Annotated in this window: 12 protein-coding genes; 7 read left to right on the top strand and 5 right to left on the bottom strand. The window is 66.0% G+C overall.

All coding sequences use genetic code 11. The annotated features are described in order from the left end of the window. Positions 1 to 83: 83 nt before the first annotated feature. The 5 genes from ABZX86_RS13050 to ABZX86_RS13030 all read left to right on the top strand — a co-directional run bounded on the left by ABZX86_RS13050 (position 84) and on the right by ABZX86_RS13030 (position 5,158). Positions 84 to 959, top strand: coding sequence for an ATP-binding cassette domain-containing protein (locus ABZX86_RS13050; RefSeq protein WP_355123811.1), 876 nt, complete (start codon positions 84 to 86; stop codon positions 957 to 959). Between the two features lie 228 nt (positions 960 to 1,187). Beyond that, positions 1,188 to 3,716: a nitrate- and nitrite sensing domain-containing protein gene (locus ABZX86_RS13045; RefSeq protein WP_355123083.1), complete on the top strand. Its 2,529-nt coding sequence runs from the start codon at positions 1,188 to 1,190 to the stop codon at positions 3,714 to 3,716. 11 nt (positions 3,717 to 3,727) lie between these two features. Beyond that, positions 3,728 to 4,156: a roadblock/LC7 domain-containing protein gene (locus tag ABZX86_RS13040; RefSeq protein WP_297615152.1), complete on the top strand. Its 429-nt coding sequence runs from the start codon at positions 3,728 to 3,730 to the stop codon at positions 4,154 to 4,156. After that, positions 4,153 to 4,581 (top strand): DUF742 domain-containing protein, encoded by a 429-nt coding sequence (locus ABZX86_RS13035; protein WP_355123080.1) that lies wholly within the window; start codon positions 4,153 to 4,155, stop codon positions 4,579 to 4,581. Before ABZX86_RS13040 ends, ABZX86_RS13035 begins: the two co-directional genes overlap by 4 nt. Then, a complete protein-coding gene (locus tag ABZX86_RS13030) occupies positions 4,565 to 5,158 on the top strand; it encodes an ATP/GTP-binding protein (RefSeq protein WP_355123078.1) in 594 nt (197 codons plus the stop codon). The genes ABZX86_RS13035 and ABZX86_RS13030 overlap by 17 nt, the downstream gene beginning before the upstream one ends. A gap of 322 nt (positions 5,159 to 5,480) precedes the next feature. Here ABZX86_RS13030 and ABZX86_RS13025 read toward each other — a convergent pair whose 3' ends face one another. Continuing rightward, complete coding sequence (locus ABZX86_RS13025; RefSeq protein ID WP_355123076.1) at positions 5,481 to 5,801, bottom strand: hypothetical protein; 321 nt, start codon at positions 5,799 to 5,801, stop codon at positions 5,481 to 5,483. 465 nt (positions 5,802 to 6,266) lie between these two features. Between ABZX86_RS13025 and ABZX86_RS13020 the strand changes: the two genes are divergently transcribed. Next, the gene (locus ABZX86_RS13020; RefSeq protein ID WP_355123074.1) at positions 6,267 to 6,869 is read left to right on the top strand and encodes a DUF4254 domain-containing protein; all 603 of its coding nucleotides are present in this window, start codon (positions 6,267 to 6,269) and stop codon (positions 6,867 to 6,869) included. Positions 6,870 to 6,946: 77 nt separating this feature from the next. On the opposite strand, the gene ABZX86_RS13015 is transcribed toward ABZX86_RS13020, so the two are convergent. From ABZX86_RS13015 to ABZX86_RS13005, 3 genes are read right to left on the bottom strand one after another with little or no spacing between them, the layout of a single operon-like run. Further along, complete coding sequence (locus ABZX86_RS13015) at positions 6,947 to 7,288, bottom strand: hypothetical protein (RefSeq protein ID WP_355123072.1); 342 nt, start codon at positions 7,286 to 7,288, stop codon at positions 6,947 to 6,949. Beyond that, positions 7,289 to 8,434 (bottom strand): acyl-CoA desaturase, encoded by a 1,146-nt coding sequence (locus ABZX86_RS13010; protein WP_327144317.1) that lies wholly within the window; start codon positions 8,432 to 8,434, stop codon positions 7,289 to 7,291. Positions 8,435 to 8,447: 13 nt separating this feature from the next. Next, on the bottom strand, positions 8,448 to 9,509 hold the full coding sequence (locus ABZX86_RS13005; RefSeq protein ID WP_355123070.1) for an FAD-binding oxidoreductase: 1,062 nt from the start codon (positions 9,507 to 9,509) through the stop codon (positions 8,448 to 8,450). 194 nt (positions 9,510 to 9,703) lie between these two features. On the opposite strand from ABZX86_RS13005, the gene ABZX86_RS13000 reads away from it, so the two are divergent. Continuing rightward, positions 9,704 to 10,345, top strand: coding sequence for a TetR family transcriptional regulator (locus ABZX86_RS13000; RefSeq protein WP_355123809.1), 642 nt, complete (start codon positions 9,704 to 9,706; stop codon positions 10,343 to 10,345). A 3-nt stretch (positions 10,346 to 10,348) separates the two neighbouring features. Here the strand turns inward: ABZX86_RS13000 and ABZX86_RS12995 are convergent, their stop codons facing one another. Beyond that, a complete protein-coding gene (locus ABZX86_RS12995; RefSeq protein WP_355123068.1) occupies positions 10,349 to 11,677 on the bottom strand; it encodes an MFS transporter in 1,329 nt (442 codons plus the stop codon). Between the last annotated feature and the right edge of the window lie 47 nt (positions 11,678 to 11,724).

Here is an 11,724-nt window from a genome sequence, read left to right as displayed (position 1 = left end):
CCGGGCTGACACGCACTTTCGTGCTGCGCCGCAAGGAAGGGCGCTGGCGCCGGCGGCGCGAGGTGGTGACCGCCGTGGACGATATGAGTTTTCAGATCGAACCCGGTACGGCGGTCGGGTACATCGGCGCGAACGGCGCGGGCAAATCCACCACCATCAAAATGATCACCGGCATTCTGGTGCCGACCGCCGGGCGCCTGCGCACCTGCGGACTCGATCCGGTGCGGCAGCGCCGCGAACTGGCCGGGCGCATCGGAGTGGTCTTCGGGCAGCGATCGCAACTGTGGTGGGATCTGCCACTGCGCGAATCGTTTTCGATCCTGGCGGCCATCCATCGCCTGGAGCCGACGGCAGCACGCAGGCGCACCCGGGAACTGGTCGAGCAATTGGAGATGGACAGCACCCTCGACACCCCGGTGCGACAGCTGTCGCTGGGTCAGCGCATGCGCGCGGAAGTTGCTGCGGCACTGCTGCACTCGCCCGAGCTGGTAATCCTGGACGAGCCCACCATCGGCCTGGATGTGTTGTCCAAGCAGCGATTACGCGAATTCCTGCGACTGGAGCGCACCACCCGCGGCACCACCCTGCTGCTCACCACCCACGATATGGGCGATATCGAGCGCCTCTGCGAACGCGTCCTGGTGGTCGACACCGGCAAGCTGGTGTACGACGGATCCCTGACCGGACTGGCCGCCACCGTCGGCGCACACCGGGTGCTGACCGTCGATCTGGCCGAGCCCGCACCGGACCTCACCGATCTGCCGGGGGCGAAACTCCTGGACAGCGAAGGCGGGGGCGTCCGCCAGCGCCTGGCCTTCGATACCGAACTCACCACCGCCGCCCAGTTACTGGCAGCGGTATCGGCACGCGCCGAGGTCCGCGACCTCTCCATCGAAGAACCCGATATCGAGGATGTCGTCCGCCGCATCTACGAAGCCGCGGCGCATCCGTTCTCATAATCGGTACGCACCACCGTTGTTCATCCCTTTGTCGTCCGCTGGACGTCAAGATCACATCTGCTTCTCACCGATTGTGAGGACATTTGCAATAGCGCAAACCTGGTGGAGTTCCACGCACCACATCGCCTCGGTTTCGAATTGCGGCGACTGCCGGTCTGTGCCACGTTGCTCTTTATTGTCCGTGTGCTCCGTATGGGTCGGCACGGTGGCCGAATCTCAGGAGTGAGTGTGAATTTGCGTCCCGCACGTCTGCTGTCGCGCGGTAGCGTAAGGCTCACGCCGGCACTCGAATTCGCCCGGCCGCGCACCATTCGAGCGCGACTGCGCCGGATCCTGATCGTGTCGGTGGCGCTGGTGCTGGCGCTGCTCACCGTGATCATCGCCGGTGAGATCGGGCGCTACCGCGATACCGGCGCGACCACCAATGCCGTGGATCTCGCACTGGGAGTGCAGGATCTGGTGCACGAGGTGCAGCGCGAACGCGGCCTCACCAATGGTCTGCTCGGCGGCGACGGATCGGCCCGCAATGCCGTCAATGCCGAGCGCACCGCCGTGGACGCGGCACTCCAGGCGCTGAATAACGTGCTGGACAAGGGCGCGCCCGGTTCCGATCAGGTGCATTCCGCCCTCGCGCAATTCTCGGGCGTGAGCGCCAATCGGGCCGGTGTGGATGCCCGGCATATCGACCGGCCGACCTCGTTCAACTTCTATACCAATGCGATTCTCGCACTGAACCAGGCGCGACCCGGACTCGCCAACGCGCAGGACTCCGCCCTGTGGCGCGGCCTGCAGACGCTGTACGCACTCGGTGATGTCAAGGAGTTCACCGCTCAGGAGCGCGGATTCCTCAATGGCGTCTTCACCGCAGGTGAGTTCGGGGCCGGTGAGTACGTTCAGTTCCTGAATATTCGCGCCGGAAAGCTCGCCGCCATATCGGCTTTCCAGCGCGATGCCACCTCGGGACAGCAGGCACAGCTGGACGCCGTCATGCGTTCCGACGATGCGGTGCAGGCCGCCGGGGCCGAATCGGTGGCAATCGGCTCCGAGCGCGGGCTGCTGCAGGAACCGATCAGCGCACCGGACTGGTGGCGGCAGATGACCTCCGTCATCGATGCCCAGCGCGTGGTGCAGCGCTCCGTCGGCAGCGATATCCATGCTCGCGCAGCGGAACTGCGGCGCGAGGCGACGCTGGTCCTCGCCGCCTACGCGCTGGCCGCCCTGCTGGCGATCGCCGCGATGGTCTCGCTGGTGGTGGCCACCGTGCGCGCCATTGTGCGACCGCTCGCGCAGCTGGCCGAGGAGGCCGATGCGGTCGCCACCCAGCGCCTGCCGCAGCTCATCGCCGCCTGGAGCGACAGTTCGACCACCGACCCGGACCCGCCGGAGCCGGTGCGCGCCGACGAGCGCGCGGGCACCGAAATCGTCTCGGTGGCAACGGCACTGGACCGAGTGCAGGCCACCGCCTTCGAACTCGCCTCGGCCCAGGCGCGATTGCGGCGCAACACCACCGAATCGCTGGCCAACCTGGCCCGCCGCAATCAGAACCTGGTGCGGCGTCAGCTCGGGCTGATCAGCGAGTTCGAGCGGGAAGAGCTGGACCCCAACGCGCTGTCCAATCTCTTCGAGCTCGATCACCTGGCCACCCGTATGCGACGCAATGCCGAAAGCCTGCTGGTGCTGGTCGGCGAGTCGAGCCCGCGGCGGTGGGCGCAGTCCATTCCGCTCAGCGATGTGATCCGCGCCGGCCTGTCCGAGGTGGACGACTACCGGCGGGTGGTACTGCGCCGGGTCGACGATGCCGCCATCGCGGGTGCGGCGGTGAGCGAGCTCGCGCATATGCTCGCCGAACTCATCGAGAACGGATTGGCCTTCTCCCCACCGGATCTCGAGATCGAGATCTACGGCCGCCGCCTCGGACCGCGCTATCTCATCGCCATTGTCGACCACGGCGTCGGCATGCCGCCGGACCAATTGGCGATCGCCAATGCCCGCCTGCGCGGTGAGGCCGACTTCCTGGTCGCACCCACCCGGTTCCTCGGGCACTTCGTGGTGGGCCGGCTCGCGCAGCGGCTGGGCATCGAGGTGGAACTCACCGTATCCCCGGTCAGCGGTGTGGTGGCCCGGCTGTTCCTGCCCGAAGCGCTGCTCGGCGACCAGCCGCAGCCCGCGCTTCCGGAGCTCCCCGCGGCGGAGCCCAAACACGCGGCGACAGTACAGCTTCCGGTGTCGGGCGCGATGGTAGAACATTCGACCGGCCGCCATCGGCCACTCCCCGCGGTGTCGCAGAATCCGGTGCCCAATCATGAACTCGCTTTCGGCACAGGTGAATTCGGCCCGGTAACCGACTCGGGGATCGCCTCACACATCGCGTTCTCGGCCGGTGGTCCGGAACGGGGATACCCCAACGGAGCTCCCGTGGAAAGCAATACCGTTCGGCTCATACCGCTGCGCGAGTCCGCCGATTCCGCGGTGCGGCAACAGCCGGTGGCGCCCACCGCACCGGAACCGGAGCCGGAAATTGCGGGAACCGTCCCAGAGGTGCAACGCACACGAAACGGTCTCGTCAAGCGCAGCAGGAAGACTCGCGAGAATTCGGGCGCCACGCCGGGTGGCGCCCAGCCCGCCCCGACCGCCCCGGTGACCGCTCCGCACGCCGACCGCTCACCGGAACAGGTGCGCAGCATGCTGTCCGGCTTCCGGGCCGGGCACCAGCGTGGTGAACTCGGCGCCCCGCCCCGGCCCGGCTCTAATCCCTAGGAGAACCACAGGTGACGACTCACTACACCGACACCGATCCGCACACGTTCAATTGGCTGCTCGCCGATTTCGTGCGCACCACCGACGGCGTGCGCGATGCCGTCGCGGTCTCCTCCGACGGGTTGCTGATGGCCATGTCCGCGGGGCTGGACCGGGCCGGCGGCGACCGGCTCGCGGCGATCGTGTCCGGGCTGACCAGTCTCGGCCGAAGCGCCTCCCGCAGTTATGCTTTCGACGGACTTCGGCTCATCATGATCGAGATGGGGCGCGGCTTCCTGCTCGTCTCGGCCATGACCAATGGCAGCTGCGTCGGCGTGATCGCCGATAACAATGCCGATGTGGGCCTGGTCGGCTATCAGATGGCCGTGCTGGCCGAGCGCGCCGGCGCGCTGCTCACCCCCGCGCTCATCACCGAACTGCGGGAGTCGTTGGGCCGATGAATGATTCGCACCGGCTACCGGATCCGCGAATGATCGCCGTCAACCAGCCGGAGGGCTGGTCCGGAGCCATGCCCCCCACGACGGTCACGGCCGAGGACGAAGCCGACTCACAGGTGGTGCGCCCCTTCATGATGACTGCCGGGCGCACCACGCCACTGGTCGACGGACTCCGGATCGAGACCCTCGTCCGCGCCTCCCCCGCCGCGCTGTCCGCACCGCTGCACTTCGAACTGGAGCGGGTGGTGCGGCTGTGTCAGCGCCCGCACTCCATTGCCGAAATCGGTGCGGCCCTGCGCATACCGATCGGCGTGGCCCGGGTACTGGTCAGCGATCTGATCGCCGCCGGCCATGTCGCGGTGAACCAGTCCGATGAATTGTCCATCTCCGCGATCGAAAGGATCCGGGACCTTGTTCGGGCACTCTGAAGTTCCGGCCGCGCCGCTCGCGTCCTCGGTGAAGATCGTGATCAGCGGCGGTTTCGGCGTCGGCAAGACCACCCTCATCGGCGCCATCTCCGAAATCGAGCCGCTGGCAACCGAAGCGGCCATGACCGAGGTCTCCCGGGGTGTGGACACCCCGGGGTGCAATACCGGTAAGACCACCACCACGGTGGCGCTGGACTTCGGCCGCATCACCCTGGACGCGAACCTGGTGCTCTATCTGTTCGGCACACCCGGCCAGGAGCGCTTCGAATTCCTCTGGGACGACCTGCTGGACGGCGCACTGGGCGGCATCATCCTGGTCGACACCGATCGGGTCGAGGACTGCTACCCCGTGCTCGAGTACTTCGAACAGCGCCGCACCCCGTTCGTGGTGGGGGTGAACCGTTTCGACGACGCGCCCAACTTCGACCTCGAAGAGGTGCGCGAAGCCCTGGATATCGATCCGGCCGTCATAATGCTCGATTGTGATGCGCGCGACCGGGACTCGGTCAAGAATCTACTGGTAGCCCTGCTGGAACAGATCCTGCGGGCCCGGCGCGCACCCGCTCTCAGCCGCTGACCGTAAAAAACGACCCCGGGTGCCGAAGCACCCGGGGTTTTCTCACGCGAAATCCTTTCGCGCGATGAGATTTAGCGGCCGAAGGAGCCGGTGAAGAGGGTGTTGAGAATACCGCCGAGCGCTGCGCTGCCGGTGCTGAACAGACCGTTGAGAGCCGCACTACCAGTATCGATGATGACCGGGATCATTTTTCAACCTCTCTGTAGGTACGTCGTCGATCGGGATTTCCGGTCGGCGACGTGACCTACAGTGCAGGGCCAGCCTTACAGCGCCCTGGTCGATAGCTGAGAGGTTGCTAAGTTAGCGTGTAACCACCGTCACACTAAAGAGGCTCGTGGCCGTCCGCGGCATACAGACTCACTTCACCGTCTTCCGCCAGGAACGCGTTGACCAGCATCGTTCCACTGGATCGAAGCTCTTCAGGGGTCGGAGCGGCGGTCGTGACCGAAACCTGCGGTACCGCAGCCCAGTTGACGACATAGCGCTGAGGGGGACCGTCATCGCCGGAAAGGTGCGCCAGCCGGAACACCGACACCCGCCGGCGAACAATGAGGGTCCGCACGACTTCGGCGATTCGCTCCGGGTCTTCCAGCGCGAACATGAAACCGAAGCGCAGCTCGGGAGAGGATGCGTAGGCGGGCACAAATACCCAGGCTAATCGACCGCGACGCACAGGGCCCCCGGCACGCCGCGTCGATAGCTATTCATAAGCCTCAGTAAGGGGCTCGGGAAGCCGCCACGCGGCGGCGGCCTGGAAGCGACCGACCAGCCTGTCCACCGCGAGCCCGCTCGCAGGTGTCGATCTGCCACCAAACGCAGCACCCGTGTAACCGTGCCGTAATGCTGTATAACGATTCTCCGGCAGCTTCCCTGAGAACGCGCCGAATGGTTGCGCCCCTTCGACTATCGCGCTTTCCTGAATATGTCCCACATTGTGCGGACAGTCTCCCCATCGCATCGTCGCGAATTTCCCGGTTTCTTCACCGTGCCGTTCGTGGTGGGCTGTGCGTCCAGGAGTGTGGGTCTGCGCCGGAGCCGAGGGGAGCCCCTCCCCCGAAACCCCCTCGGCCCTGGCGCATCCAGAACTGCAATGGCTAAGGGCGGAAACATGGCAACCGATTACACCGGAACGGGATTCGGAGCCGAGCTACCATCGCCAACCCTGCTGCTGCGCGCCTTCCGGGAACCCGTCACCGATCTGCTCACCGACCCCGCCGATCCCCTCCGCCGTGACCGCGAGATCCTCGAAGCGGCCCATGACCTGGTGCAATGCCATGAGCGACGGCACCACGCGCATGCGGAGGCGCACGCCGCCGAGGCCACCCCACGACGGGTGGCCGAGTGCAGCCGATCGGTGGAGGACATCGACGAACGACGCACAGAACTGGTAGCGCGCATCGACGACTGGGTGGCGATCAATATTCCGCATCGGGCCGGGGCCTCGCTGCACACCGAGACACTCGGCGCGGTGATCGACCGCATGGCCGCGAAATGGGTTGCGGCACAACAGGCATTGGGAACAGCGACACCGGAGCCGCCGCGCGCCAAAAGCGCCGACGGACGACGACGGCGCAATGGACTACGAGAGACGCCGCGACGCGCGGACAGCGAGGCGCACCTGCAGTGGTATCGCCTCGCCGAACTCGCCGACGGCTACAAGGATCTGATCACGGACGTGGCACAGCACCGCAGACGGTTACCCGTCTGGTAGAGACCAACTCTCGGAGCTCTCAGGGCTTCGCCCCCGAACCCCCGACGGCCCGGGGGCTGAGCAGCCCCGAGTGTTGATCAGCGGGGGTCTACGACCTCGGCGTCGATGAACTCGGGCTCGGCGGTGGTTACCGTCGGCTTCAAGGAATCATCGTGTGCGACAACGGGTTCGAGGTCTTCGTCGTCGAAATCCGGGTCGTAGCCGGAATCGGCGGCAGCGGTGCGCTGGGCGGCGGCATCGCGCTGGGCGGCGACCGCGGCCTCCCGCATTTCGATGGCGTCGGTGACCCATTCGCCGATCTCCCGGGTCACTTCCGCGACGGTTCCGGTAATGATCGTTGCGATATTGCCGACGTGCCGTGCCCCGGTCGCCGTCAATTCCTGGATCAGATCCTTATTGCTTTCGAATTTCCCGATCATTCACACGCCCACTTCGCTAGCCGTCCCCCGGCGCATCACAATAACACCGGTCGGCTGCGATTTCACGAGCGCCGGAGGCAGTGCCAGCTTGAACAGCTTCGCCCAGACCGAACCGATCTGCTGGCTGAAGCTGCCCGTGTTGTACGGCAGGCCGTGCTTCTCGGCCAGCGCCTTCACCTCGGGGGCGATCTCCGGATACCGGTTCGCCGGCAGATCCGGGAACAGGTGGTGCTCGATCTGATGCGAGAGATTGCCCGACATGATGTGGAAGGTCCGGCCGCCCTCGATATTGGCCGAGCCCAGCATCTGGCGCACATACCACTCGCCCTGGGTCTCCTCCGCCGTCTCCTCCTCGGTGAACGTCTGTACGCCCGAGGGGAAGTGACCGCAGAAGATGATGGAGAAGGTCCACAGATTGCGCGCGATATTGGCGGTGAAGTTCCCCGCCAGTGTGGACAGGAACAGCGGACCGGTCAGCGCGGGGAAGATCACATAGTCCTTGAGCACCTGCTTGCCGGCCTTACGGACCTGCCCCTTGACCAGCGACTTGATATCCGACCACGAGCGCTTGCCGCGGACGATGTTCTCCACCTCGAGGTCGTGGCCCATCACGCCCCACTCGAAGGCCACCATCAGGAAGAACGCGTACAGCGGATTGCCAAGCCGCAGCGGATTCCAGGCCTGGGCCTCGTCCACGCGCAGGATGCCGTAGCCGATATCCCGGTCTTTGCCATGAATATTGGTGAAGGTGTGGTGCATGTAGTTGTGCGAGTGCCGCCACTGATCGGCCGGGCACACCGTGTCCCACTCGAACTCGCGGGAGTTCAGGCCGGGCTCACGCATCCAGTCGTACTGGCCGTGCATGACATTGTGGCCGATCTCCATATTGTCGAGAATCTTCGACACGGTCAGCGAGGCCACGCCCGCCAGCCAGAACGGCGGCAGGAAGCCGAGGTACATCAGGCCGCGGCCCGCGACCTCGAAACCACGCTGCGCCTTGATGATCGAGTAGATGTATTCGCGGTCGCGCTCGCCCAGATCTTCGACGACGCGGGCACGCAGTGCGTCGAGCTCGCGGCCGATCTCCTCGACCTGCTCGGCACTGAGAACCACGGGGCCCGCGGGTGTTTCGGTGAGAATCGCCATGACGATCCCTCCTTCAGATAGCGATGTCGACGTCCCCGACGGGGGCGTTGATGCAGAGTTGAATGGGCTGATCGGGGTCGGCGTCGACCTCTCCGGTGCGCAGATTGCGGGTGCAGCCGCTGCGCTTGACCGCGGTGCAGGTGAAGCAGATTCCCATCCGGCAGCCGTATTCCGGTGTGAGACCGGCGGATTCGGCCTGCTCGAGCAGGCTGGCGCCGGTGTTCTCGGTGGTGATGTCACTGCCGGAGAAGGTCACCGAGCCTTCCGCCGTGGCCGGATCGGCCGGTGCGACGGTGAGGACGAACTCCTCCAGGTGCAGCCGGTCGCTGAGCTGCTCGGCCTCGTAGACGGTGCGTACCGCCTTCATGAGTCCGGGCGGGCCGCACAGGTAGGTCTGCGCCGCGGCGAACCACGGGGCGAGCCGCTCCAGCTCGTCGTAGCTAAAGTTCGGATCCTGTCCCAGCTCCGGGTAGAGCATTTCCACGCGGAAGTTGGTGTGCTGCAGCGCCAGCGCCTGCAGTTCGGCGCGGTGCGGCACCCATTCCGGTGAACGGTTGTAGTGCAGGAACAGCACCTTGCCCTGGTACCCCTCGGTGGCGAGGGTGCGCAGCATGGACAGCGCCGGGGTGATGCCGCTACCACCGGTGATCAGCACAATCCGGTCGGGTCGCTGCTCGGGCAGGTGAAAGACGCCTGCGGCCGGCGCCAGGTCCACCACCATGCCGGGAATCGCGTTCTCGTGCAGGTAGTTCGACACCAGGCCGTGCGGGTGCGCCTTGATGGTGAGTTCGATGTGCCGATCGCGGCGGGTCTGCGTATTCACCGGCGAATAGCAGCGGGTATGGCGCACACCGTCGATGACGACGCCGATCTGCACGTACTGCCCGGCCAGATGTCCGGTCCACTGCCGGGTCGGCCGCAGCGTCAGCGTCACCGAGCCCACCGCGCTGCGTCGCACGTGGGTGATCTCGGCGCGCATCTGGCGCAGAGTGAGCGTGGGCCGGACCAGTTCCAGGTAGCGGTCCAGCGGGTGCGGGGTGGTCAGCCTTTCCACGAGGTCGATGAGTCCAACCATGCGGGCCTCCTGTTACGTCGCCCGGGGCTGTGGGCGACTGTCGCTTGCGATGAGCACCGTGCTCTCCGATGGGCACTAATTTCGGTGCACATCTGTACACTCAACTAGTGTGCCGGGTGGAGGCCATCCAGTTCAACCGGCAGTTCGTGTGACCCACACGACATCTCGCGAATGGAACGAATGTGAACGAATGTATGCTCATCGACGTGAGCGAGCAGGCAGCAACCAGGGGTGAACGCAAGGAACGCACCCGCGCGGCACTACTGGACGGCACCCTCGCCCTGGCCGCCGACCGCGGCTTCGCCGCCCTGAGCCTGCGCGAGATCGCACGCTCGGCCGGCATTGTGCCGACCGCCTTCTACCGGCACTTCACCTCCCTCGACGAACTCGGCACCTCACTGGTCGAGGAGGGCGTGCGGCAATTACGACTGGCCCTGCGCGAAGTGCGCCGGACCCCTAACGCCCGCCTGGCCGACAGCGTCCGCTTCGTTTTCGAACAGGTCGACGGCAAACGCGATCTGTGGGGCTTCCTCATTCGGGAACGACACGGTGGTTCCGCAGCGCTTCGTGGCGCGATTGCCGTGGAAATGCAACTCATCGTCCGGGAACTGGTCGTGGATCTGTCTCGGATCCGCACCCTCGACCACTGGTCGCCCGACGATCTCGAGTTCGCCGCCGACCTCATCGTGGCCACGGTCGCCGATCGCATCGCGGACTTCGTCGTGGCGGAACCTCGCGATCGCCCGCGCATTGTCGATCGCGTGGTTCTGCACGTGCGGCTCATCTCGCTCGGCATGGGCGCCTGGGATCCCGATGCCGTGGTGCACGAGCGCTGAGGATCAGCGGCCGCCCAGATCGTCCGCGCGCACCGGGACCAGGGCGGCGAGTCCGAGCGCCAGCACCAGCACGATGCCGATGATGCCCGCGCGCTCGGAATCGAACGACCAGACGAAGAACCCGAAAAGTATCGGCGCCAGGAAAGATACCGCGCGGCCCGTGGTGGCGTAGAGGCCGAACATCTGGCCCTCGCGTCCGGGCGGCGCGAGCCGGACCAGAAAGGTGCGGGCGGAGGACTGCGCGGGGCCGACGAAGACGGTGAGCAGCAGGCCGAAGATCCAGAACATGATCGGTCCGGACACGACCAGCAGGATCAGGCCGCAGACGATCATGGCGGCCAGCGACAGTACGATCACCGGTTTCGGGCCGATGCGGTCATCGAAGCGGCCGGCGGTGATAGCACCTAGTGCCGCAACAACATTCGCGGCGACGCCGAACAGCAGCACATCCGAGTCGGCGATGCCGTACACCCGGACCGCCAGTACCGCGCCGAAGGTGAACACGCCTGCCAGGCCGTCCCGGAAAATGGCGCTGGCGAACAGGAATCCGACGGCGCGGCGATCGACATGCCAGAGCTCGCGCACATCGCGCCACAGCACCCGGTAGGCGTCGGTGATCTTGCGTGTCGCCGCGCCGGGATCGGCTGTGGTGCGCGGCAATTCGGGCACGAAGAGGAACAGCGGAATGGCGAACGCCGCGAACCAGACTGCGGCCACCAGCGCCACCAGGCGGATGTTCAGGCCGTCGTCGATGGGCACGCCGAGCAGTCCGCGATAGTCGCCCTTACCGGAGATGAAGCCGAAGTAGACGATCAGCAACAGCACAATGCCGCCGAAATAGCCCATGGCCCAGCCGAATCCGGAGATGCGGCCGACATTCGCGGGGGTGGACACCTGCCGCAGCATGGAGTTGTAGGGCACATGCGCCAGTTCGAAGGTCGCCGATCCGATACCCAGCAGCAGCAGGCCGAGCCACAGGTAGTGGTAGTTCTCGTGCACGAAGAACATGGCGGCCATGAGCACCACCGTGACGGCGGTCAGCACGCCCAGGGACAGTTTGCGTTTCGCGGTCGCATCGAACCACTGCCCGCTCACCGGGGCGGTCACGGCCACCACCAGACCGGCGATACCGAGGGCCCAGCCCAGCCACGCGCTCGACGAAATACCGCCCGGCAGATCCTTTCCCACCTTGTCGGTGAGATACACCGAGAAGACGAAGGTGAGGATCACCGCATTGAAGGCGGACCCGGCCCAATCCCACAGCCCCCAGGCCACCACCGGCCCGCGGGCGGCCGCCGATCCGATCGTCTCCCGCCCGGAAACCTCAGCCATCAGCGCAGCCTAGGCGACCTGTCCGCGGTCAGCGGGCCGAACACGAT

The organism is Nocardia sp. NPDC006630, assembly GCF_040611495.1.
Taxonomy (GTDB): Bacteria; Actinomycetota; Actinomycetes; order Mycobacteriales; family Mycobacteriaceae; genus Nocardia.
Note: the sequence above shows the minus strand (reverse complement) of the source record. Positions and strands in the feature narration are given on the sequence as shown.